The following is a 22836-nucleotide window of genomic DNA, read 5'->3' as shown; positions in this document are numbered from 1 at the left end:
CTCGTTTCCACCGACACTCCCTTGAAATTGATCACCCAGTGGTGAGGAAGTCTGTGAACGACAGCGAGAGGGCGCCGTACAGCGCCGGAGCCTGGGCCGTTGGTTGGGTCACCTTCCTGGGATCCGGCTATGCGGCCTCTGTGCTGCTGAGCAATGCCTGGCATGACTGCGACATCGGTATCAACGCATCAGCCAATCTCGGGGACCTCGTCATGGCATCGACCTCTATGGCCATAGCCTCCACGTTGCTGTGGGGGCTCATGCGCAAGGTCACCGGCCGGCGCCAGTTGCTGCTTCCCCTACTCATGACCGTTGCCGCAGCCGCCGCCCTACTGTGGCCCCTAATGGCGATCTGGCACGCGCCTGACGGTTATCCGGTCAGCTTCTGTGCGCCCGACAACGTGCCACCGTGGTGGCCGGATTGGCTTCCAGTGTGAGGCAGGAGGCGCTTTGCCTGCCCAGCCGCGGCGTCTGCGTCGGCTATGGTGCACAACGACCACACCGGACAAGCCACCCTCCGCTCGCTCACGCCATACGATCGCTGACCCCTTGGAATTGATCATCTAGCGCTCCCCGTGCCCGTGCCGACGCCGCTCGCGCGATGCCCCACACGCTGTGGGCGATCGACAGCGAGGACGAGACCATCGCCGAGCTCGAGATGATCGTGGGCTTCGACGACGACCTGGCCGGCGAAGCCACCCGGGTCGCCAACCGGCTGCACGGCCTGCTGACCCAGATCCACCCCTCGCTGGAACGGGTGCTGGGACCGCGGTTGCAGCACCCGGCCGTCCTCACGCTGCTGGAACGGTTCGGATCCCCGGCCCAGATCCGCAAGGCCGGCCGTCGGCGGCTGGCCACCCTGCTGCGGCCGAAGGCGCCGAGAATGGCCGAGCGGCTTGTCGACGAGATCTTCACCGCGTTAGACGAGCAGACTGTCACCGTTCCGGGCACCGAGGCGGCCGCGCTGATCGTCCCGAGCCTGGCTGCCTCGCTGACGGCCGTCCTTGACCAGCGCACGCTGCTGGCCGAGCGAATCGAGGAGCTTCTGGAAGCCCACCCTCTTTCGAAGGTCCTGACGTCGATGCCAGGGGTCGGCGTCAGGACCGGAGCCCGGATCCTGATCGAGGTCGGCGACGGCAGCAACTTCCCGACCGCAGGCCACCTCGCCGCCTACGCCGGCCTCGCCCCAGCGACCCGCAGCTCAGGGTCCTCGATCCGCGGCGAACAGGCCTCCAGACGAGGAAACAAGCAGCTCAAACGGGCCTTCTTCCTCTCCGCATTCGCCTCCCTGGGCGACCCGGCCTCCCGCGCCTACTACGACAAGAAGATCACCCAGGGCAAGCACCACACCCAGGCCCTGCTCTGCCTCGCCCGACGCCGGGCCGACGTCCTCTTCGCCATGCTCCGCGACGGAACCTTCTACGAAGTGCGCCTTGCCGCAACAGTCAGCTGACCTGCGGCGTCGCCAGCAGTACCACCTCGTCGGATTCGACATCGAACCCAAGCACCGGGTGGCTTCGCTCCCAGTCACCCTCGGGCGTCAACACCACTGGCTTGCCCAGTCGACGCCCGATCACACGAAGAAACCCACACAGCACGTCCAGCCGCGCCTGTCCCTGCAACTCTCGCAGATCCACGTCAAAACCGATCTCGTCAGCCGACTCCAACCGAAAGATCGCCAACACATCCGGCACCGGCCAGACCCGCAGATCCGCGCACTCGGCATCAGCAGGCCTCGACAACACCTGTTCAGCACGCGGCAGCGGCATGACCACACCGCCCTCGCAGTACTCACTGCGCCAGCCACTCTCACCGATCAGATCGAGGACCGCCTGCCAGTCCTCAACCACAGTCCCAGCGACCCACACATCCGGAAGACACCCCTCCCACTCAAGGTCGAAGAAGTCCTTCACGTCATCCCACAGCAGCTCAGACACCAAGCAATGCTGACCTCACCGGCAACACAACGCACCCCGATTTCCTTGACGAAACCCATAGGGGCCCCCCGTGAAGCCTTCGAACTGCTGATGGCCGGCAACCAGCGATTCGTCGCGGGAATCCCCGAACACCCGAACCAGGACGCCGCCCGCCGCACCGAGCTCGCCGCGTCCCAGCGCCCGTTCACCGTGCTGTTCGGATGCTCCGACTCCCGCCTGGCCGCCGAGATCATCTTCGACCGCGGACTGGGTGATCTGTTCGTGGTGCGCACTGCCGGCCACGTCATGGGACCGGAAGTGATCGGCAGCATCGAGTACGGCGTCGACATACTGAACTGTCCCCTGGTCGTGGTCCTGGGCCATGAGGGGTGCGGTGCCGTCGGCGCCGCATGCGCAGCCCTGGAGGACGGGGTGGCCCCGGCCGGCTACGTGCGCGACGTCGTCGAGCGGGTGACGCCCAGCGTGCTCTCGGCCCGGGCCGCCGGCCGCGTGAAGGGCGAGGAGATCCTGGACGAGCACATCCGGCACACCGTGGACCTGCTGCTGGACCGCTCCCGGCTGCTCGCCGAGAAGGTCACCGCCGGACAGGTCGCCGTCGTGGGCCTGTGCTACGGCCTGGCCGACGGCACTGCTCGCCTCGTCGCGACCCGCGGCCTCGGCGCACCCGTCACCACGGCATCGTGACCGCCGCAGCGCCCACAGCAGGCGGCCACGGCCGTCACGTCTGGGAGGCGGCGACCACGGAATCGAGTGGTCACTTATGAGGGCCGGGGACCGGCGGCGCGGCGAAGCCGGTTGGCGATCGCCAGTCCCAGCCCCTCCTCCACCGGCAGGGGCGCGATGATGAGGTCGCACCCCTGCCGGTCGAGCTCGCGCAGGAACCCGTACAGCTCGCGCGCGTAGGCGGCCATCGAAGACGGGACCGTCACCACGGCGTGCGCCTTCACCGGAGCGTCGGCGAAGGAGGCAGGCAGAAAGGCGCCCACCTGGTGCCCCAGCTCCTGCGCCAGCTCCGCCTCGGCAACCACCTTCTCCGACTCGACGAGGACGACTCGCGCATGCGGCGCGTAGTGGGACGGATGCTGGCCTGGCACCCGGACACGGCTCGTCGCAGGGACGGCGACCGGGCACCCCAACACCGCTTCGAGGGCCTCGCGCGTCACCCCGCCCGGCCGCAGGATGCTCGGGATCTCCCCCGTGGCGTCGACGATGGTCGACTCCACCCCGACCTCACAGGGGCCGCCATCCAGCACGAAGTCGACCGCCTCGCCGAGCTCAGCACGGACATGCTCCGCCGTAGTGGGGCTGACCGAGCCGAAGCGGTTGGCGGACGGCGCCGTGACACCGCCGCCGAAGGCCGACAGCAACGCGAGCGCGACGGGGTGATCGGGCACACGCACGGCCACCGTCTCCAAGCCACCCGTCGCTTCCAGGGGCACCCGTTGCCCACGCCCCAGGCCAGCGTGAGGGGCCCCGGCCAGAAGTGTTCAGCCAGCAGGCGGGCCGCCTGGGGCACATCCTTCACCCAGTCGTCCAGCTGCTTCGCGCCGGCGATGTGGACGATCAGCGGGTGGGAAGGCGGACGTCCCTTGACCTGGAAGATGCGCGAGACGGCGGCGGGGTCCTCGGCATTGGCGCCCAGACCGTAGACGGTCTCGGTCGGGAGAGCCACCAGGCCCCCAGCGCGCAGCACACCGGCCGCCTTCTCGATCTCACTGGTTCTTGCCGTCACCCTCGCAATCCTAGGTGCGTCAAGGACCGGCGACGGTCTTGATCAACCTCAGCGCCAACTGCGGTCTCATTGACCCCGGGCCATCAAGATCAACTACTGGCGGCCTTGGTGCTCATCTCGGCGACACACCTTCACGGCGCACCCTCGTCACCACCCGCCAGCACCACCTCTACACCCACCAGTAACAGCACAGCGTGAGCCTGGATGCCGCCTCCAACTCTGGTCAGCGCCGCAGGCTCGCTCGATCGAAGGTCAGGCCGGGTTCAGCGGAGTAATGCCGGTGCCCGCGTACAGCTCGGGTTCCAGCGACAGGACAGTGAGTGGTTCCCCCGCCTTCACCGCCTGCCAGGCGATCGCCGCCGCGTGCGCCACCGGCCAGTCGACGTTTGTCCACTCCATCGCATCCACCGCGTGCGCCGCGGTGAACGGCACGTTCTCCGCGAACCGCAGGGACGCCGCGTGCTTGCCCGCACCGGCGACCTGCCGTTCGGCGGCCAGCATGGACAGCGACGGGATCATGACCCGGCCAGTGCCACGCGACGCTTCGATGTAGAGGCCGGTGAAGAAGGGATCCGCACGGAACAGGGCGGCCAGAGCGGTGTGGTCCAGGACGGCCGTCAGGTTCATGCGGCGGCGCCGCCCTGATGGGCGCGGATCTTCGCCCAGGCGTCCTGGCCGGCCTGCTGGACCTGCTCGGTGTAGTCGATGCCGAGCTCCCGGGCAGCCTCCCGGGCGCGCTGCTCCCGCTCGGCAACCGTGAGCTCGCGGGCAGCAAGGTCCTCCAGCAGCTCCGTGATGGTGGTGCCGCGCTCCTCCGCGAGGATGCGCAGCCGGTTACGCACTTCCTCGCTGGTTTTGATGCTCGTCGGCTTGCTCATAGAGCCGATTCTACCGCCGGTAGACATGGCGGGATCACGTCTTTCAAGCGCGCTGTTGGCCCAGTCGGTGGGCCACCACAGGCGGCCCGGATGGCGGGGCGACCTCAAGACGGCACGGCGCCCCCACCGGTCCAGGGCCGGATGCCAAAGGCTGACCCCGCCATGCGGCCGATTCCAGTCACAACCCCGTTGCGTGGCCGAATCAGCGCCATCCCGTGACCGCGGTGATCCTCTTGCCCCCCAGGCGGAGGCCCCCGCCCCCTGGCCCCGTCCGTGTGCTGTCACCTGGGCGGGGCCGCGCCGTCCCTCCCGGCCTCCCCATGGGAGGGCCGACGGCTGCGCAGACCCCGCACCATGTGCGCCCCCTACACGCTTACCGCGTCGATGCGGCGTTTGGCCCGCTCGACCTGGCGCAGCGGTCCGCGAACTGGATGATCTCCGCTGCCTCGATCGGGTCGTCGAAATCGACGGTGCGGTGGCTGATGAGGTTCTTGTAGGCGCCCATGGGCGTCCGCGCCGCGAGATGCCCCCTGCAGCAGCAGCTCGACCTCGCCGACCATGAGTTTCTGGCCCAGGGACGGCTGCATGCCCTGCGTGGCGGTCTGCCAGGCCTGCCGGTCCCCGAACGGCACCGAGGCGTCGAAGGCGCGGTACTTCGCGGCGTTGACGTAGCGGCTGGTGTTCTTGATGCGCCACATGACGTCCTGCACCGAGACCTTCGCGAACACGGTCTGGGTGAGCAGGAAGTCGGCGGGGGTGGGGATGTAGCGGGTGAACGTGGTCAGGTCCGCCGCCGTGGTGACGTCCTTGATCAGGTCCTGAACAGTCATCGACGGGGCTCCTTACACGAACGGGATCTGGCAGATGGCGGACGGGGCCACGGCGGCGACAGCGACCGGGAGGTTCGCGGTCTTCACTGAGCCGTGCCACAGCAGCGCGGCCGGGACCTTCGTCTGCGTCGGCGCGAACAGCACCTCCGCGAACACAAACCCGGCCGGGTCTGCCGGCCGTCCGTGGCGCCCGTGGCATAGAGCCCGTACAGGCCCCTCGCGGTGATCTTGCCGACGGGCAGGCCGGGCAGGAGCCGCGAGTAGGGGATGTCCGTGTCGGTGGGCGGGACGTAGTGCGTGCCCGACGTGAAGGTGGGCATGTCGAGGGTGATGGAGTCGACCGAGTCGGTGCCGTGCAGGCTGGCGAGCCAGGACCGGTCGGCCGTCAGGTTGCGGGTGGTGGTGACCGGCTGAACGGCCATGAGTCCTCCCATGGACGACGAGGCGGGTGTTCGTCCGCTCACCGGCTGGTGGCGTCGTCCACGAGAGGGGGCGTGGTCCCCACACATCCGGCCTTAACCCGCCGGTGGAAGGTTCAGGAGCTGGTCAGGAAGCCGCGCCGACGGGCCATGTCGGCGCCATGCTGGCCAGGCTTGGGCATGTTCGCGCCGTGCGGCGGGGGCCCTCCTGCCGGGGAGCCACCAGGCGCAGCGGGCGGCACCGCGGCCGTGGTCCCGCCGAACAGCTCGGGCCTGCGCGCCTTCAGGGCCTGGGCGGCCTCGGTGACGGTGTCCTCGTCGGCGTCGTCTTCGATGACCAGGAGCCGCTCGGCGTCCTTCAGGTCCTCACCGGTCGCACCGAGCGCCACCAGAGCAGAACGGCGTACCGCTGCGCGTTCACGGGCGATGGCCTGCGCCTCACGCGCTTGCGCAGCGGCGGTCGCCTCGGCTGCGACCTGCTCGCGGCGCTCGATCTCGGAGAGCTGCGCGGCCTGCGCCTCACGCTGCTGCAGCACGAACGTCGTCAGGTCGTCGGTCTTGGTGAAGCCCAGCTGCTCGACGAGCTTGCGGACCGCGGCGCGTTCGCCTTGCTGCTTCTCGCGGACCAGCAGCCGGTTCAGCGCGTCCTGGTCGGGCAGTGGCGCCGGCGGTGCGGCCGGATCCGTGCCCGGGGCGGGCGGCAGCTGTTGGTTGGACGGGGCGGTGAGGTCCGCGCCCAGAATGGGGAAGATGGGGCGGCCATCACGCCGGTAGCCGACCCGCGTACGGGGGTCGGGCAGCAGCCTGTCCATGGGATCCAGTCCTCCAGCAGCAGCGCCCCCGCGCCGTCGATCAGTGTAGCCACAGCCGTAGTCGCTCGACCCGTGTGCCGGTGACCATTACTGGCTCTGCGGCGCGGAGATTGAGGACCCAGCCTGGTCTGTTCCGCGGCGCCGACCGGACTTGGGGGTGCTCGTCTGCTCCGAGTTGGCGGCTGTGACATTGCGGTGCATCACCTTGCCGCTTTCCAGGATGTCAGCCACGATCATTTCCAGGATCTGCGCTCTCCGCTCGACCGGTAGCGTGGCGGCGATGCGTTCAGCGTTGAGGAAATAGCCGTTGAGTACGGGCTGATTGAAGTACTGGTTTAGCTGGTACAGGGCCCGCTCGTATGTCTGCATGTAGGTGCGGCTCAGGTAGGCGGTGAAGGCGGTGCCGACCGCGGCGACAGACCCGACGAACAGCCGATCCCCCTGCGCGTTCAGGCGCCAGCCGGCGAAGAACGCGGCGACAAGGACGACAAGCCCTATCGCCATGGCGAAGCGGCTGCTGCGGTACGCCTTCGTCGCCTGATCGGTTGCGATGCCGTGGTATCTGTCCAGTAGAACTCGGTTGAAGTCGACCAGGCTCGGCAGCTCCATTCGCTCCCTGAGACGGTCGGCGGCCGACTCGAGGGCTGCGCGTCCGCGTTGAGCCTCCTTCAGCTTCTCCCTCTGCACGACCGAGTAGAACCACAGTCCAAAAGCGATCAGTACCACCGACCCCGCCACCGTTATGGGCCACACCCATGATGGAAGCGGCTTGGTAGCTTGTTGCTCCTTGCCCGACACGGCGGCCACAATGCCCGTCAGCAATCCGATCATCGTCAAGGCGGTGGCTGCCAATGGGACCACCCGATCCCAGAGCACCGGAGAGCGGCGAGGGGAGGTGTCGCCCTCGGCGGGTTCTGCAGGTTCCGGGCGGGGTGGCGGAGCATCCTCATCCTCATCGATCGAGAAGGGGCTCCGGGGTGGCGGAGGTATCTCGAAGATGCCAGTCACCTCGCCCGACTCGAACTCGGCCGAGTCGCCGGCTGCTGCCGGTGAATGGCCAGACTCCCGTGACGGCGGCAGCTCCTGCATCGTGTGGCCCCCTCAGTGATTGTGAGCTCGTCAGATGCTAACGGCGGAGGCCCGCCGCTCAGTCGTCTCTGCTGGAACTTCCTTCCGGACGGGCATTAACGGGGGCCTGGACCGGCTTCGCCAATGACCCCAGTCGCGCCGGGCGGCTGCAGCGGTGTCGGCGGCAGCGGCATAGCCGAGGGCGGGCTGGTCGGCGGGCCGTCCTGCGGGGCCTGCCCCGGGTCGACAAGCGGCACAGTCGGGGTCGGGTCAGCTTCGGGAAGGCCCAGGTATTCGCGGACCGCCGCATTGTCGCCGGTCGCGTCGGCGAGACGGGCAGCCTGGTCGAAGGCCCGCTTCTGGATCCGCTCGATCTCCTCGGCGATGTCCTCGATGGGGTATCCGGCTTCCTGCAGCATGCGGACTGCGGTCTCCAGGGAGAACACACCCGCCTCGTAGCCCTGCACGACGTCGTTGAGGACGGTGGTGCGGTCGGTGGGGGTGTGCGCACCCCACAGGACGCGGGCAGGCAGCGACTCGCCGGCGAGCCACTCCTGCCCGGCCTGGTGCAGGCGCTGCACCATGCGCAACAGCAGCTGGTACTTGTGGTCGCGGGCCAGCCGCATCCCGCTGACGAGGGAATCGAGCGGGCCGAGAGCGATCTGCAGCGAGTACCCGTTCGGCAGTTGGCCGGGTCGAGGCTGCCGAACCCGGCCGCGGTCAGACGCGTGTTGGCGGCGAGCCGGTCGATCAGGTGGTCGACGCGCTGACGCAGTTCGGCGAGCTGCGCGGAGGTGTCGAGGGTGTCCATGCGGCCGTTGTCGTTCAGCTGACACACGCTGCCGGCCTCCACCCGTACGGGCAGCGGCTGGCCGGTGGAGCGGTCGATGGGCAGCCGCGCCCCGGCGAGGGCCACGATCGGCGTACCGGTGGTCGACGAGGCGGACGCGCTGTCGGTGTCGGTGGCGGTGGGCTTGCCCGGAGCCCACGGGTAGGTGCGAGTCACGGTGCCGGTGAGCGGGTCGAGGGTGTCGCCGACGATGAGCATCGGGTCGCCGTCCGCGCCGGCGACCTGCTCGTGGATCGCACGCCCGTCAGCCGTACGGCCAGGCGCTGTGGCGGCACCGATCGGGCCGAGTCCGTAGGTGATGCGCCGCACCCGGTCCTTGAGGCCGCGCACCGGGTCGGCGGGCAGCTCCCACGCGAAGTGCACACGCTGCGGGTACTCCTGGGCGTCCTGCTCGCCCTCGTCCCACTCAGGGAAGTACCAGCCGGGGTCGTAGGTGCGCAGCAGCACGCGCCGTTTCGCTGGCTTCCACGCCACGGTGTAGACGCTGTCCCCGCAGCGCACCGCGCATCGTTCAACCTGTTGCATGCGCAGCGGCAGCAGCTCCTTGTCCGCCCACGAGCGCAGCCGCTCCTGCAGGTCGGCCGCCGCCTTCACCTCGGGGGTGGGCTCGTCGGCTTCGTCGGCGTGCTCGGCGCCGGGAACCACGATGGTCTGCTTTGGCCCCAGCAGGTAGCTCAACGTGGTGTCGATCAGCTTGGACGGGTCGCCCAGCTCGCGGCGCTCCACGCCGTGGTGGTCGTCGCCGGTGATCGAGGCGAGCTGCCCAGCCTGGTTGGAGTCGTACGCGGCGAGGAACATGTACCCGGCCAGGCGGCGCATATCGGCGTCGGGCACCCACGAGGTGTTCAGCTCGGGGAACGCGTGTTGCCCCGGCCGGGCGGGATGGGCCATGGCCTGCTTGTAGTTCAGCCACGACCAGGCGTCGATCAGCAGTTCGCGCAGGTGCCTCACGGCTGCCCCTCCAGGTCCTGCAAGGCCCCGCGCCCGCGTCGACCAGAATACGCGGGGCAGTTGTTCCGCCTTGCTGTCGCGGCGCCCGGGAGGGTTTGGGAGAGTACAGCTCCAACACACTTGGTCACAGGGCATTCGCGAGGAGAACACTCGATGAGATCAGGCATTGTCGCTGTGGCCGTGCTCGGTTCCGGTGCGTTGCTCACCGCCTGCGCGTCGTCGCACACGCCTGCTGCTGCGCCTGGCGTCCGCACTGTCTCCTCCGCCGACGTCGGCCGCGAGCAGCATGGCCCCTGCGGCAGGGGGGTCTGCACGGTCTACCTGTACGGGCACACCGCCCGTGCCGAGGTGCACAGCAATGGCGGGTCCCCGGCCAGCGAATGCAGCAGCCTCGCCAAGTCTCTGTCGAAGGGCGGCGACTTCTGGACGACGCAGGCCGTCGCCGTACAGGAAATCGTGCCCATGGTGTGCGCCGTGCGGAAGGACGGCGTTGTGGTTGTGGTCCGCGACACCAACAGCCAGATATTCGGGCAGAGCCTGTGCAGCAGCCTGCTGCAGGGCGGTTGGACGGAAGACGCGCAGGCCGAGCAGACCGCGCAGCAGCAGGACCAGGTGACGGAGCACGCGAGTGCCCAGGCCAGCGCCCAGGCAGCGGACCAGCGCACGGCCCAGGACGCTCTCGCAACGCTGCAGGGCTCCAACCGATCCTTCACCAACGCCAAGTCGGTGCGTGACGACGTCGAAACAGCCGACAAGGACCTCGCCCAGTTACGCAAGGACGCCAAGGGTGGCAATGGCGAGGACTGCTACAACGTGGAGAACGTGGTCGGCTACGACGCGGAGAATGTCGTCGGCTACGACGTCACGACCACGGCCAGCTACGACGTCGACCAGGAGCAGCAGGGGATCAAGGACCTACGGTCCGAGATCTCCGCGCTGAAGGACGGGTTGGCAGCCCTCGCTGCTGACGGACTGCCCACGCCGCCCGGTGCCAGTACGGCCATCGCCACGGCGGAGGCGCACATCACCACGGCGATCACCACCACGAACAAGGCCATCGACCACCTCAACGCTGACATGGCCACCGCGTACAGCATCGCCAACACCCTCGGCACCGGCGACTGCGCTAACACCGGGCCGGGCGAGACCCCCGAGGGGCTGGCGCACATCTCGTGAGCGAAGGCGGCCCGCCCGGACCGCCATCCCACGAGGGAGACGAACGGCGGGTGGCGTCTTACAGAGCCGCGTGTTTCAGGACCAGCGCCAGATCCGCGTCGGCCAGGCCCACGCACCCCTGAGGATGCTGGTTCGCCATCGCCTCCAACCTCACCGGATTCTTGCGCAGCGCCTCGGTCGCCTTGGCATGAAGTGTCGCGTTGACCAGGTAGGGCTTTTCCGAGCCAGCCGGTGCCGGGTACGGCTCCGACGACACCTCGGCCATGGCAGCGATCTTCCTTTCCGGTGCTGCAAAGTAGATCCACAACCGGTCACCCGAGCGCATGTCCTTGAGCTTTCGGCCCAACCACCATTGCCCCGGCCCGGTGTCCTCGCCAGCCAGCTTCGCCACCCGTGCAGAAGTTGACGGTCCCCCCTCCACGGTGTCCAGCTTCGGGTCCAGGACGTACAGCCACTCCCGGCCTGCCCCAGGAATGCGGTAAATCGCGCGGCCTCCGACCCCGGGCTTCCGCTCCAGGACGTTCTCCCGGTTCAGGTCTCGCAGCAGCGACCGCGCACCCTTGTCATCCGTCTCGAAGCCGTAGCTCTCCAGCGTCTCGATAACACGCGCCGGGTCCCACTCGCCGCCCTCAGAGGTGATGGCGCTCTCCAAAAGGTCCAAACGAGTCAGCGGCGTACGGTTCTTGGGCCGGCCGTGCTTCTCCAGAATCTTGTACAGCTTCGAGGGCGACATGCCCGCTGCCACTCCGAGGTTGACGCGGCTTGCATCCGCATCCAGCTTGTCTGCCTGCACAATTGCTAGCTCTCGCCACTCCTCCAGGTGCTGAATGAACCGACTGGCACGGGCGATGTCCCGCAGCAGCTCCATCAGTTTCGCATCGGCTGACGGTTCAGCCCCTCTCTCGCCGCGCACCGCCGCTACCAACGCCCGGGCGAACGCATCGGAGTTCTCGATGGCATGCTCCCGTTCCCCGTTGTCCCCGTACGTCGCTTCGAGTCGCGCCACCATGACGTCTCCTCGTCTCTCGATTGGAGACGAGGCTACATTGCAGGGGGGTGAACTCCAACTTCCCCACTTCAACCGTCGTTTGGCGTACTTAGTGGCTCGTTGCGGCCCCAGCCGGGACCCGGCCGGACCGTTGGTCTTTATGGGGCCGTTTCCGGGGGTTATCGGCGTCCGCCGAGGCGGTCGTCGTGGATGTGTCCGGCCACGGCGGCGAGCTGGTCGGGGTCGGCGAGTTCGGTCAATCCGTGGACGGCGGCGTCCATGCTGTCGGGGCTGTCCATGCCGACTACCCAGGTGACCATCTGGTCCTCCAGGGCGACGTGCGCGCCGACGTGGTGGACCACGCCCTGCTCATACAGCTGCGCGATGGGTTCGGCCCTCAGGCGCTTGCCGACCTTGGCAGTGACTTCGAGAACGCGGGGCATGAGGGCGCCGTTGGTGGAGCCCTCGCGGCGCAGCTACTCCCACGCCTGGGAGAGGACCTGCCTGGCCATGTCCCCGCCGTAGTTAGACTCGACGACGATCGCATCGGCCTTGAGGGCGAGGGCGAGGAGGCAGGCGGTGCGGCCCCAGTCGTTCGCGCCCATGCTTCCGGAGCGATCCTCGAGCACGTACAGGTGGCCGTCGAAGCCGCGGGCGGCGCCGATGATGCCGGTCTCGTCGCCGATGGCGGACTCTCCGCCGGCGGGGTCGACCGCGACGATGACGCGGGCCATGTCGAGGCGGCCGAACTGGATGGTGGTGAGCCGGTGGTCCTTGATCCAGGCCCGCTGCCACACGCCGCCCTCGGGCGGACGCGGCTTTTGCTGGTAGAGGGCGGCCCAGACGCGTTCACCGACGCGGCGGCGGGTGGTGGCGTGGTGCTCGGCGTCGAAGCGTTCGGGCCACAGTGGCTCGCCGAGCTTGCGGCCGAGCGGGTCGGTGTCGCTGTCGGCGAGCGCGGGCAGGTCGATGATCTTCCACTCGTTGGCCTGCGCGTCGGCGAGGATGCGCCCGGCGAGGTCGTCTTCGTTCCAGCGGGTCTGGATGACGCAGATCGCGCCGTCCGGTTCGAGACGGATCTGCAAGACGCTCTGCCACCATTCCCAGGTTTGGCGGCGCATGCTCGGGGAGTCGGCGGAGGCCATGTCCTGTACGGGGTCGTCGACGAGGGCGATGGTGGCGCCCTTGCCGGTGAGGCTGCCGCCGATACCGGCTGCGACGAGGCCGCCCTGGTGCCCGGCTATGTCGAAGCGCATCGCCGCGCGGCTGGAGGGGTTGAGGTGGATGCCGAGTTCGTCACCCCACGTCTCAATGGCGTCGCGGATCCACCGGGAGTGCTCCTCGGCGAGGTCTCCGCTGTAGGAGGCGATCATGACGCGGCGGTCGGGGTGCTGGCGCAGGTACCACAGGGGCGCCCAGCGGGAGGCGCGGCGGGACTTGCCGTGACGCGGCGGCATCGTGATTATCACGCGGTCGGCGCGGCCCTCGGCCATGTCGATCCACGCCTGGTCGATGAGGTGCAGGTGCCGGGTCTGCATCTCGCGGCGCTCGGTGAGGACTGCGGCGAGCGCGCCCGGCGAGGCGTCCATGGCGATGGAGCATTCGATGCGGGCTAGCTGCACGCGCAGCTCGGGTGAGGCTGTCGCAGCCATGGCGCGGCGCTGCGCTGGCGGCTTGGAGCGGTAGGCGGCCAGCAGTCTGGCCTCGCGTTCGCTGCTACTCGTCGGAGCCATGCGCGGCCTCCTCCGAGATGCCGATGAGGGCTTTGAGTTCGTCGAGCGCGACCGCGGTCAGCTCGCTGCCCTCGGCGGCCGGGGTGACGATCTCGGTCTTCGACGGCTTGTCCAGGCCGTTCATGCGGGCGCGGCGCTCCATGATGCGCAGCGCCCGGTCGATGGCGGGCAGGCCGCCGTCCTTGACGGCCTGGCGGTAGGCGACGAAGAACAGGCGGTCCAGGCGCAGGTTCTCCACGGCGCGCAGCTCGTCGGCCTTGTCCTCGACATCGGTGGTGCGCTCTTTGAGGACCTGGCGGACGTCCTTGCAGGCCGCGTGGATGAGCTGTTCGTCGGTGGGTGGCTCTTGGCCCTTGTTGTACCGATCGATGCCGTAGCCCTGCGGGTAGGCGATCCGGTCGGAGTTGACGGCTGGGTCGGCGGCGAGTTTGCGGCCTACGGTGAGCCAGTCCACGCCGGCCAGGCGTAGGTCGATGGCGTCCGCTCGCCGCTGTGCGATGGCGGCGCGCGCGGCCTTGTCGGGGCGTCCCACCGGCAGGATTCCTCTCGCTGCTGCGCCCCCACGCCGGGATTCATCATGGCACTGCAAGATCCCAGGGGGGCGTGGCGCGCTCTTCAGCGGTGGAAGTGACCGGGCTAGTCGCCCGTCAACGTTGAGGGCCTGGGCGCCCTGCCACGTGATGGGCGCCCAGGCCGGTCATTCGAGCAGGGGCAGACCCGGCACGGGGGGAACCGGGCCTGCCGCTGCACGTCGGCGCCCGCGAGCCTCCCCCAAGAGGGCAGGCGCCTTGACCCCGCCAGGAGGGGGTCACTCTCCACAGCGGGCGGAGCGACTGAAGTGTCACAGGTGGCGGCAGACGGCCGCAGACCCAACACCTGTATGGAGCCGTCCACTTGCGTACGCCACACCAGGGCCACATGCCCTTCATGGCGGCCAGCACAGCGGCACGGCTCGCTACTGGGAGCTGGGCCGACGTGGGGGTGGTGTGGGCATGGCGTCACTGCTGGTGTGGGTGGTGGGGCGCTGCGCTGTCCGCAGGCCGGGCTGCGGCCACTGGTAGAGGCGGGCGGTCGTGCCGGTGCTGTCCCCGAGATGCACCGCCACCTGGTAGAAGACGCGGCCGTCTGCCCAGCCCTGGGCCTTGCGGTACGCGCTGATCGGGACCATCCCCGCGGGTGCGGGGAGCAGGACCTGAGCCCGTGGGGTATCCCGCTGAATCCGGGACCATCCCCGCGGGTGCGGGGAGCAGATCTCCTCGGCCGGGAACTCGTCGAAGTTGTCGGGACCATCCCCGCGGGCGCGGGGAGCAGTTGTTCCATGTAGGCGCGCTCGCGGCGCTTGCGGGACCATCCCCGCGGGCGCGGCAAGCAGACCGGGTCGTCCAGCAGCCACACGCTGTCGTTGGGACCATCCCCGCGGGTGCGGGGAGCAGGCGGAGTCCGTGCCCAGCAGGCCGGCCGCCGCGGGACCATCCCCGCGGGTGCGGGAGCAGCGACCGCCACTCGCCGTCCTCGCACAGCGTGGGCTGCCGCCGCGTGAACCGGCCCGACGGCGACGCCGCAAGCCAGTCCTGCTCGGCCAGCCGCCTCGCCTTGGACCGCACCCCCTCGATCTTCGCGGGCACCAGCTCCAGCCCAAGCCCGGCGGCAAGCTGCTTCGCCGAGATCCCCTCGCCTCACCCGCACCGGATTCCACGAGCTCGACGATCCGCCGGTAGTCCATCGCGAGTGCGTCTACCGTCGCCGCCTCGTGCCAGCGCGGCACGACGGACCCCACAACCGGAGCCGGAGCCTTCTCGCTGACGGCCGGCGCCTCCTGCACACCGGCAGCCGACGCCTGCGTCTGTTCGCCGCCAGCAACCAGGGCCTCGGCAAGCTCCGTCCGGGCGATCATTCGTCGCTCCAACACCGCCTCCGCGTCGGCGTGTTCAGCCGTGATCCGCTCCATCTCCGCGCGAAGCCGCTCGGCCCGCACCCGGGCAGCCGCCTCCCGCTCCTCCAGCAACCCCATCACCGATGGCATCGGTCATCTCCGCATCACCTAGAACGAACTGATCGCCCGAACCCTCCCGCAGCGACGCCGAAACCATGCCTGAACAGCGGAAACCCATTGCTCACAATCGGAAAGACAACGGCTTCTAAGCCCAGCTCACACACCCCATCGAGCCCGCGGCCGAGGACGAGAAGCCGAAGCCGCGCCGAACGCAGGCCGACAAATGGGCCCTCAACTACGCAGCCGCCAAGCAGTTCTACGAGCGCGAGGGGCACCTGCGCGTGCCGAGGAAGCACATCGAACGAATCATCGTCGGAGACGCTGCCGACGGCGGTAGCAGTGAGGGCCAGGAGGTCCGGGAGCTCCGGCTCGGGGCATGGATCGGGAACCAGCGGAGCCGGGCCGCCACGCTCTCCCCGCAGCGGGTGCAGCAGCTCTCCGCAATCGGCATGCGCTGGACATAACCGCGTCAGGTCGCGGCGCGGGGCCGGGCAGGGTGATGCTGTCCGCCCCCGCTCTCGTCGGGTCAGCCGTCCTGCTGTGCCGCCTTCCAGCGTTCGGTCAGCCCGTCCTTCACCCCCACGTCGGCGGGGAGGACACGATCCTCACCAAGGGCCGTGCGACGGCCAGCGGAACACCCCCGCGTCGGCCGGGGAAGACCTGGTGGGCGGCGTGCCCGAGGTCGATGGCACCCAGCAGGCGCCGTGCGCCGCGGCGCACAACGGGCGCGAATGCCCGCGCCGCGGAGGCCGAGGCCAGCACGAGGGGACTGGCACCGGACGACGAGCTTGATTTGCGGACGCGCAGACGATCGCGTTCTCTGTCGGCGGCCATCGGTTCCCGTAATAGCCAGCTTGGAATGGCAGCGGATGCGGCATTGCTGTGGACCCTTGTCACCGCACGGTGACAGGTCAGCCGGGTATCGAGGAAGGTATCCAGCGGCCACCAAGCAAGATAGGGCAAGGAGTAACAATGGGTCTGCTGGATGGAAAGGTCGCATTGATCACCGGTGGAACGTCCGGAATCGGGCGCGCTGCCGCCTTTCTTTTTGCACAGGAGGGTGCACGGGTGGCCTTCACCGGTCGGCGTGAACGCGCAGGAAAGGAGGTCATGGACGGCATCGTGAATAACGGTGGCGAGGCCCTGTTCATCAAGGCCGACGCCACCGACATCAAGGGCGCGGCCGATGTGGTGGAGCAGGTCGTCAATCGTTTCGGTCGGCTTGATGTGGCCTTCAACAACGCCGGCACCGCCGCGGTCGGCCCGATCACGGAGCTGGACGAGGCCGCGTGGCATCACTTGGTGGATGGCAATCTGAAGGGCTCGTTCTTCTACCTCCAGGCCGAGGTCGCTCAGCTGAAGCGGCAGGGCGATGGCGGGGCCATCGTTTTCAACGGGTCGGTGTTCGCGGAGCTGGGCACCCACGGCATCTCCGTCTACAGCGCCACGAAGGGCGGTGTGGCGGCACTCGCTCGCGCAGCGGCGGTCGAACTCGGCCCTGACGGGATCCGCGTCAATACCGTGAACCCGACGATTATCCGCACCCCGCTGACGGAGAGCGGGATCACCAAGAACAACGACGGCTCGGAGTACCACCCACACGGTGAGAAGATCCCGCTCGGCCGTATCGGCGAGGCGGAGGAGGTGGCGCAGGTGGCGCTGTTCCTCCTGTCCGACCGGGCCTCGTTCGTCACCGGCCAGGCCGTGATGGTTGATGGCGGTCAGAGTGTGAACTGACCCGCCGACCGCGGGCGGTCCCGGGGTGGCACCGCCCGCCCTTGCGGTCTGTGGGCGCGATCGGCGGGTCATGAGGGTGGCGGTATGTGTCACCAGCTTCGATCGACAAGAGCACGGCTGTGATGCCTGGACAGAAGGTTGCCATGGAGCTCCGAGCGAACACCCCTTCTTGTGCCGCGGTGGAAGACACCGGCTCGTGCCCCGCGGCTCGAACGTCCGGCGAGACCACCGTAGGCGCTCCGTTCGGCCGTCCGGTCCGTGAGCAGCTGGAAGGTGTTCGGAGCCTGCGTGCAGCATGGGACGACTACAAGACGCAGGTTTCCGGTCTGTGCGCCGTCTGGGCCGAGTGCGGGTGGTCGGCTGCTTCGGTTGGGAGGGGCGGGCTCCAGCGGAGTTTGGCGGACGTCGCCGAACAGCACGACGCGCTGATTCGCCGGCTGGATGACTGGCCGGCGATCGACGTCTGGAACGCCGACCTCGCCGTGGCAGTCCGGGCCGCCGAGGCGCAACTTGCTTCCCTGTTGTCTGCCTGGCTGGGGCAGGATTCAGCAGCCAGGGCTACCGCACACGAGCGGATACGGATGGCCCTGGCCGCTGGGGACCTCCGGCGGTTGGGTCAAGCGCTGTCCGCGCTAAGGGCCGCGCTGTGTGCCGTCGAGCCGACGGACGACTGAGGAGACGCGGCGTCGGCGCATCGTCCCCTTTCCTTCCGCCCTGTCAACCGGCCGCTCAGGGGGGCGGGAGTCGGCTTCGGAGCGAGACCGCCGGCCGTCCAGTCGTCCCCACGTCGACCACGCGAAGACGACGTCTGGTCCGCGATGCGGGACCGGTAGGCCCGTTCGCCGTGGAAACCAGTAACGCCGCCCCGTCGACGCCCTGGCACAGGCGATGCTTCACCGGCGCTGCGGCAGGGTCGGGAAGTTCTGTGTGACCTCGCCACGCACCAGACCCAGCAGGCCGGGGAAGCGGTCTTCCAGCTCCCGGCGGCGCAGCATGACTTTGCGGCTGTTGCCGTAGTCGATCTGCCGGATCAGGCCGGCCTCGCGCAGCACGCGGAAGTGGTGGGTCAGGGTCGACTTGGACACTGTCAGTCCGAACGAGGCACATGTGCGCTCGACGAGATCCGGCTCGGCACACAGCAGCTCGATCACGCGGCGGCGGTGTGGATCCGCTAGTGCGGCGAACACGGAACCGATCTGCATTTCCTGAATTGTCGGGTGACCATCTATGTCGGGCACGGCACTCCCTTCCTGCGCGACGTTTTTTCAGCGTACTCGAGGAGAAGGCTGCGCGGAACGGCAGAAGCCGCACACGTAAAAGTCTGCGGATCTTGAAGAGCGGACCAGTTCACGGACCTACTTATAGCCGCCATCGGAACCATGGGCCACAAAAGGGAATGCCCAGTTCAAAGGGATAGTGGGCGTTCTGCCGCCGAAGGAGGGCTGATTTGCGGGAGCGAGGAAATCAACCGACAGTGGTACGGAAGTTTTCGTACCTAAAGCGCGGGCACATCCGCATCACCGAAAGGCATACTCATGCAATTCGAGAACCAGACCGCCCTGGTGACCGGCAGCACCTCGGGTATCGGCCGCGAGGCCGCACTGCTGCTGGCCGAGCAAGGGGCGTCCGTGATCGTCTCCGGCCGCAACGCCACCAAGGGCGCGGAGACGGTCGCCGCGATCGAGGCCGCAGGCGGAAAGGCCACGTTCGTCGCGGTCGATCTCAGCGACCTGGAATCGGTGCGTCGGCTTGCCGAACAGGCTGGGGACGTGGACGTGCTGGTGAACAATGCCGGCGCCTTTCCATTCGCGCCCACTCTTGAGCAGGGCCTGGAGGCGTTCACCACCCTGCTCGACACCAACGTGCGCGGCACGTTCTTCCTCACCCAGGCGCTGGTGTCGAAGATGGCCGCCAAGGGCCGCGGGAGCGTCGTCAACGTCACCACGATCGCCGGTCTGAGCGGTATACAGGGCACGGCCGTCTACGGTGCGTCCAAGGCGGCCGTGGACTCCTTCACGCGCACGTGGGCGGTCGAGTTTGGTGGCAGGGGCGTCCGGTTCAACGCGGTGGCGCCCGGCCACACCCGAACGGACAACGTGGTCGACATGATCGGCGAGGAGGACTTCGAGGCCCTCGGGGCCCGGGTGCCCCTGGCCCGGCTCGCATCGGCACGTGAGATCGCCGAAGCCGTCGTCTTCCTCGCCTCGCCCCGCGCCAGCTACATCACCGGTGTCACGTTGCCGGTGGACGGCGGCTTCATGGCGCTGGGCCTGTGACCGATCGCGGCCAGGCCGCATCTTCACCGGACCGCCTCAAGCGGGGCGGTCCGGTGCCGGCATCCGCTCCCGGCTTAGCCGGCAGCGTCGCTCCTCCCCCGTGCACCAGCCTGCGGCCCGGCCAAAAGCGGGCCTGCCCAGCCGCGCACTGGCCGTCGTGCCCTTCAGCACGCCGAGCGGCCACCCGATACGAGCCAAGCGCCGACCACTCCCCAGCGGCGTGAAAGGAATGACGCACATGCACATCGGCGTCCCACGTGAAGTCGTCCCAGGAGAGACCCGGGTCGCTCTCACCCCCAACGAAGTTCGCTCCTTGGCCGACGAAGGTCACCAGATCGTGATCGAGCAGGGGGCCGGCTACCGGGCGGGGCATCCCGACAGCGACTATCTGTCCGCCGGCGCCCTGTCCGGCACCCGCGCCGACGCATTCAGCGCCGACATGGTGCTGCAGGTGCACCTCGCCGGAACCGGCAGCCACACCTCCGACCCGGCCTTCGCCCAGGATTTGGGGCTGACGCGTCCCGCGGCGGTATTGGTGGGGCTGGCCAACCCGCTCAGTCACCCCGAACCCGTTCGCCGTCTGGCCGAGCACGGCGTCACGGCGTTCTCCCTGGATCTGCTGCCCCGCATCACCCGCGCGCAGGCGATGGACGTACTGTCCTCGCAGTCCGCTGTCGCGGGCTACCGAGCGGCGCTGGTCGCGGCCGAGCAGGTCGACAAGATGCTGCCGATGATGACCACCGCGGCCGGCAGCATCACCCCGGCACGTGTTCTCGTCCTTGGTGCGGGCGTCGCCGGGCTGCAGTCCATCGCCACCGTCCGAAGGCTGGGGGCCGTCGTCCGCGCCTACGACGTCCGCGCCGCAGCACGCGAGCAGGTCGAGAGCGTCGGAGGCATCTTCGTCGACCTGCCCCTGGACACCTCCTCGGCCGAAGGCAACGGCGGCTACGCACAGGCGCAGCAGGAGGAGTTCTACGCCAGACAGCGCGAGGTCCTCGCGGCCGAAGTCGCCGCCGCCGACATCGTCATCGCCACCGCGCAGGTCCCGGGGAAACCGGCACCGGTGCTCATCACCGAGGAGATGGTGCGCGCGATGCGCCGGGGATCCGTCATCGTCGACGCCGCGGCCGCGCAGGGCGGCAACTGCGCCCTGTCCGTTCCCGACGAGACGATCGAACTTTCCGGTGTGTCGATCACTGCGCCCACCAACCTGCCGGCCGGTGTGGCAGCCCACGCCAGCCGCCTGTACGCGCGCAACCTCGCCAACTTCACCCGCCACCTGCTCGGCGAGGACGGCCCGCGGCTCACCGCCGACGACCCGATCATCCAGGAGACCCTTCTGACCACGGACGGACAGGTCGTCCACCCCCGGCTGCGCACCCTGCTCGACTTGGACGCCCCGGACGCCTCAGCCGCAAACAACCTGCACGCCGTGACGGCAGAAAGAAACTGATCATGTCAACAGCCATCGAAGCCAGCCTGTACGTCCTGGTCCTCGGATCCGTCATCGGCCTGGAAGTCATCCGGCGCGTGCCCGCGCTCCTGCACACCCCGCTGATGGCCCTGACCAACGCGATCGCCGGCATCTCGCTGGTCGGCAGCCTGCTGCTGGCCGGCTCCGACCGCGGCCCGCTCATCACCGTGCTGGGCACCGTCGCTGTCACCGCCTCCAGCATCAACGTCATCGGCGGATTCCTGATCACCAACCGCATGCTGCGTATGTTCCGGCCCAGCAACCCGGCCCACGCCGCAGGAAAGGCCAAGGCCGATGCGTGACATCGTCATCCCGCTGCTGTACCTCGCCTCCGGCACCCTCTTCATTCTCGGACTGCGCGGCATGGCTCATCCCCGAAGCGCACGCCAGGGTCTGCTGCTGACGGTGGTCGGCATGGCGGCGGCCGTCGCCGGAACACTGATCAACAAAGAGATTGTCGACTTCCGTTGGATCCTGCTGGCCGTCGTGATCGGCTCCGTCATTGGTGGAGCCATGGCCAAGTACATGCCGATGACCGCCATGCCTGAACGCATCGCCCTCTCCCACGCCTTCGGCGCGCTGGCTGCAGGACTCGTCGGCACCGCCGAGTACTACGAGCACGCCGCGTCGCTCAGCACCTTCATCGCAACTGCGCTGATGTGCGAGGTCGTGCTGGGGTTCGTGACCTTCACCGGGAGCCTGATGGCGTTCGGGAAACTGAAGGGCATCCTCCCAGGCCGCCCGACAGTTTTTGCCGGCCAACAACTGGTGAATCTGGTCCTGTTCACCGCAGCGGCCCTCGTCGCGCTCTGGCTGATCGTCGCCCCGTCGGCCGATGCACGCTTTCCGCTGCTGATCGCGGCGTCCGCACTGTTCGGCATTCTCCTCGTCGTGCCGATCGGCGGGGCCGACATGCCCACCGTCATCTCGCTGCTCAACTCCTATGCCGGACTTTCTGGAGCGGCGATGGGACTCGTCCTGGACAACAAGGCCCTCATCGTCGCAGGTGCGCTCGACGGTGCCTCCGGCTTTCTGCTGTCCGTCATGATGAGCCGTGCCATGAACCGGTCCTTCCGCAATGTGCTCTTCGGCGCTTTCGGGCAGGTCGAGACCACCGCGGCCGCCGGGGAAAATGACGCGCAGGACCGGCCCGTGCGCAGCACGGGCCCCGACGAGGCCGCCATGATCCTCGAGACGGCCAGAGACGTCATCATCGTTCCCGGCTACGGGCTCGCCGTCGCCCAGGCCCAGCACCGCATCAAGGAAGTCGCCGAAATCCTCGAGCGCAAAGGTGCGCGGGTCCGCTACGCCATCCACCCGGTCGCCGGACGCATGCCCGGCCACATGAACGTCCTCCTCGCCGAGGCCGATGTCCCCTACGACCGCATCCTGGATATGGACCAGATCAACAGCGACTTCCCGCAGGCCGACGTCGCCCTGGTGGTCGGAGCGAACGACGTCACCAACCCGGCCGCCCGCACCCGCGAGGACAGTCCGATCTACGGCATGCCCGTACTCGACGTGGCCTCGGCACGCACCATCATGGTGGTCAAACGAGGGATGAGCACCGGCTTCGCCGGCGTCGACAACGAGCTGTACTACCTCGACAAGACGCTCATGCTCTTCGGAGACGCCAAGGACGTCGCCTCCCACCTGGTTCGCGAGCTGGAAAGCGCCGGCCTGGAGAGGGTCTGACGGCGGCGCGGCGGGCGGCACCGCCCGAGGAACCGACTGGTTGCTCGGGCAATGCCGTCCGCCGCGCAACAAGATCATCACCGTTCTGTACCGAAGGCCTGGCGCCGATTCAACACATGCTCCCGAGCGACTCGCTCATATCGGCGTTCGAAAGCCCCTATGGCGGTAGGGCATCAACTCGCGAGTCCGCTCCGTTGTACCAAGCCCAACTGCTGGGGAAGGCGACCCGGCAGGGCCGTGCCGCTCCACTGCACAGGACACAGGAGAGCCATGCTTGACCCATGTGC

24 protein-coding genes and 2 pseudogenes are annotated in these 22836 nt (G+C 68.5%); 11 read left to right on the top strand and 15 right to left on the bottom strand.

Annotated features, from left to right (window positions below):
* The first annotated feature begins 53 nt into the window (after positions 1-53).
* Positions 54-437 carry a hypothetical protein gene (locus ACIRC0_RS36085; RefSeq protein ID WP_403625236.1) on the top strand — a complete coding sequence of 128 codons (384 nt, stop codon included), beginning with the start codon at positions 54-56 and terminating at the stop codon, positions 435-437.
* Positions 438-583: 146 nt separating this feature from the next.
* A pseudogene (locus ACIRC0_RS36080) lies at positions 584-1453 on the top strand (IS110 family transposase); the annotation flags it as partial.
* Here the strand turns inward: ACIRC0_RS36080 and ACIRC0_RS36075 are convergent.
* Positions 1446-1937 (bottom strand): hypothetical protein, encoded by a 492-nt coding sequence (locus ACIRC0_RS36075; protein WP_403625233.1) that lies wholly within the window; start codon positions 1935-1937, stop codon positions 1446-1448. The pseudogene ACIRC0_RS36080 and the gene ACIRC0_RS36075 overlap by 8 nt on opposite strands.
* 90 nt (positions 1938-2027) lie before the next feature.
* Between ACIRC0_RS36075 and ACIRC0_RS36070 the strand changes: the two genes are divergently transcribed.
* Positions 2028-2621, top strand: a complete 594-nt coding sequence (locus tag ACIRC0_RS36070; protein ID WP_403625295.1) for a carbonic anhydrase — start codon at positions 2028-2030, stop codon at positions 2619-2621.
* A gap of 74 nt (positions 2622-2695) precedes the next feature.
* Here the strand turns inward: ACIRC0_RS36070 and ACIRC0_RS36065 are convergent.
* The 8 genes and pseudogenes from ACIRC0_RS36065 to ACIRC0_RS36030 form a co-directional block, all read right to left on the bottom strand.
* A pseudogene (locus ACIRC0_RS36065) lies at positions 2696-3669 on the bottom strand (L-threonylcarbamoyladenylate synthase).
* Between the two features lie 252 nt (positions 3670-3921).
* Positions 3922-4296: a PIN domain-containing protein gene (locus tag ACIRC0_RS36060; protein ID WP_403625230.1), complete on the bottom strand. Its 375-nt coding sequence runs from the start codon at positions 4294-4296 to the stop codon at positions 3922-3924.
* Positions 4293-4547 carry a hypothetical protein gene (locus ACIRC0_RS36055; RefSeq protein WP_403625227.1) on the bottom strand — a complete coding sequence of 85 codons (255 nt, stop codon included), beginning with the start codon at positions 4545-4547 and terminating at the stop codon, positions 4293-4295. The genes ACIRC0_RS36060 and ACIRC0_RS36055 overlap by 4 nt, the downstream gene beginning before the upstream one ends.
* A 365-nt stretch (positions 4548-4912) precedes the next feature.
* Complete coding sequence (locus ACIRC0_RS36050; RefSeq protein ID WP_403625224.1) at positions 4913-5377, bottom strand: hypothetical protein; 465 nt, start codon at positions 5375-5377, stop codon at positions 4913-4915.
* Positions 5378-5460: 83 nt separating this feature from the next.
* Complete coding sequence (locus ACIRC0_RS36045) at positions 5461-5799, bottom strand: hypothetical protein (RefSeq protein WP_403625221.1); 339 nt, start codon at positions 5797-5799, stop codon at positions 5461-5463.
* 113 nt (positions 5800-5912) lie between these two features.
* Positions 5913-6608 carry a hypothetical protein gene (locus tag ACIRC0_RS36040; protein WP_403625217.1) on the bottom strand — a complete coding sequence of 232 codons (696 nt, stop codon included), beginning with the start codon at positions 6606-6608 and terminating at the stop codon, positions 5913-5915.
* A gap of 87 nt (positions 6609-6695) precedes the next feature.
* Positions 6696-7697, bottom strand: coding sequence for a hypothetical protein (locus ACIRC0_RS36035; protein ID WP_403625215.1), 1002 nt, complete (start codon positions 7695-7697; stop codon positions 6696-6698).
* A 58-nt stretch (positions 7698-7755) separates the two neighbouring features.
* Positions 7756-9477: a hypothetical protein gene (locus ACIRC0_RS36030; RefSeq protein ID WP_403625212.1), complete on the bottom strand. Its 1722-nt coding sequence runs from the start codon at positions 9475-9477 to the stop codon at positions 7756-7758.
* Positions 9478-9630: 153 nt separating this feature from the next.
* On the opposite strand from ACIRC0_RS36030, the gene ACIRC0_RS36025 reads away from it, so the two are divergent.
* The gene (locus ACIRC0_RS36025) at positions 9631-10653 is read left to right on the top strand and encodes a hypothetical protein (protein WP_403625209.1); all 1023 of its coding nucleotides are present in this window, start codon (positions 9631-9633) and stop codon (positions 10651-10653) included.
* Between the two features lie 58 nt (positions 10654-10711).
* Here ACIRC0_RS36025 and ACIRC0_RS36020 read toward each other — a convergent pair whose 3' ends face one another.
* The 5 genes from ACIRC0_RS36020 to ACIRC0_RS36000 all read right to left on the bottom strand — a co-directional run bounded on the left by ACIRC0_RS36020 (position 10712) and on the right by ACIRC0_RS36000 (position 14542).
* The gene (locus ACIRC0_RS36020) at positions 10712-11662 is read right to left on the bottom strand and encodes a hypothetical protein (RefSeq protein WP_403625206.1); all 951 of its coding nucleotides are present in this window, start codon (positions 11660-11662) and stop codon (positions 10712-10714) included.
* Between the two features lie 158 nt (positions 11663-11820).
* Positions 11821-12084: a hypothetical protein gene (locus ACIRC0_RS36015; protein WP_403625204.1), complete on the bottom strand. Its 264-nt coding sequence runs from the start codon at positions 12082-12084 to the stop codon at positions 11821-11823.
* A 33-nt stretch (positions 12085-12117) separates the two neighbouring features.
* Positions 12118-13374, bottom strand: coding sequence for a terminase large subunit domain-containing protein (locus ACIRC0_RS36010; RefSeq protein WP_403625201.1), 1257 nt, complete (start codon positions 13372-13374; stop codon positions 12118-12120).
* On the bottom strand, positions 13358-13906 hold the full coding sequence (locus ACIRC0_RS36005; RefSeq protein WP_403625198.1) for a hypothetical protein: 549 nt from the start codon (positions 13904-13906) through the stop codon (positions 13358-13360). Before ACIRC0_RS36005 ends, ACIRC0_RS36010 begins: the two co-directional genes overlap by 17 nt.
* A 423-nt stretch (positions 13907-14329) precedes the next feature.
* Positions 14330-14542, bottom strand: coding sequence for a hypothetical protein (locus tag ACIRC0_RS36000; RefSeq protein WP_403625195.1), 213 nt, complete (start codon positions 14540-14542; stop codon positions 14330-14332).
* Positions 14543-15534: 992 nt separating this feature from the next.
* Here ACIRC0_RS36000 and ACIRC0_RS35995 point away from each other — a divergent pair.
* From ACIRC0_RS35995 to ACIRC0_RS35985, 3 genes are all read left to right on the top strand, one after another.
* Positions 15535-15831: a helicase associated domain-containing protein gene (locus tag ACIRC0_RS35995; protein ID WP_403625292.1), complete on the top strand. Its 297-nt coding sequence runs from the start codon at positions 15535-15537 to the stop codon at positions 15829-15831.
* Between the two features lie 508 nt (positions 15832-16339).
* On the top strand, positions 16340-17104 hold the full coding sequence (locus tag ACIRC0_RS35990; RefSeq protein WP_403625192.1) for an SDR family NAD(P)-dependent oxidoreductase: 765 nt from the start codon (positions 16340-16342) through the stop codon (positions 17102-17104).
* Between the two features lie 143 nt (positions 17105-17247).
* Entirely contained in the window at positions 17248-17778 is a 531-nt protein-coding gene (locus ACIRC0_RS35985; protein WP_403625189.1) for a hypothetical protein, read from the top strand.
* 219 nt (positions 17779-17997) lie between these two features.
* Here ACIRC0_RS35985 and ACIRC0_RS35980 read toward each other — a convergent pair whose 3' ends face one another.
* A complete protein-coding gene (locus ACIRC0_RS35980; protein ID WP_403625186.1) occupies positions 17998-18342 on the bottom strand; it encodes an ArsR/SmtB family transcription factor in 345 nt (114 codons plus the stop codon).
* Positions 18343-18639: 297 nt separating this feature from the next.
* Between ACIRC0_RS35980 and ACIRC0_RS35975 the strand changes: the two genes are divergently transcribed.
* The 4 genes from ACIRC0_RS35975 (at position 18640) to ACIRC0_RS35960 (ending at position 22549) form a co-directional block, all read left to right on the top strand.
* Positions 18640-19380 carry an SDR family NAD(P)-dependent oxidoreductase gene (locus tag ACIRC0_RS35975; RefSeq protein WP_403625183.1) on the top strand — a complete coding sequence of 247 codons (741 nt, stop codon included), beginning with the start codon at positions 18640-18642 and terminating at the stop codon, positions 19378-19380.
* Positions 19381-19609: 229 nt separating this feature from the next.
* Positions 19610-20833, top strand: a complete 1224-nt coding sequence (locus tag ACIRC0_RS35970) for an NAD(P) transhydrogenase subunit alpha (protein ID WP_403625180.1) — start codon at positions 19610-19612, stop codon at positions 20831-20833.
* Positions 20834-20835: 2 nt separating this feature from the next.
* Complete coding sequence (locus ACIRC0_RS35965) at positions 20836-21156, top strand: NAD(P) transhydrogenase subunit alpha (RefSeq protein WP_403625177.1); 321 nt, start codon at positions 20836-20838, stop codon at positions 21154-21156.
* Positions 21149-22549, top strand: coding sequence for an NAD(P)(+) transhydrogenase (Re/Si-specific) subunit beta (locus ACIRC0_RS35960; RefSeq protein ID WP_403625174.1), 1401 nt, complete (start codon positions 21149-21151; stop codon positions 22547-22549). The genes ACIRC0_RS35965 and ACIRC0_RS35960 overlap by 8 nt, the downstream gene beginning before the upstream one ends.
* The last annotated feature ends 287 nt before the right edge of the window (positions 22550-22836 follow it).

The organism is Streptomyces sp. NPDC093984, assembly GCF_044764595.1.
Lineage (GTDB): Bacteria > Actinomycetota > Actinomycetes > Streptomycetales > Streptomycetaceae > Streptomyces > Streptomyces cynarae.
This window is presented reverse-complemented; position numbering and strand designations above follow the sequence as displayed.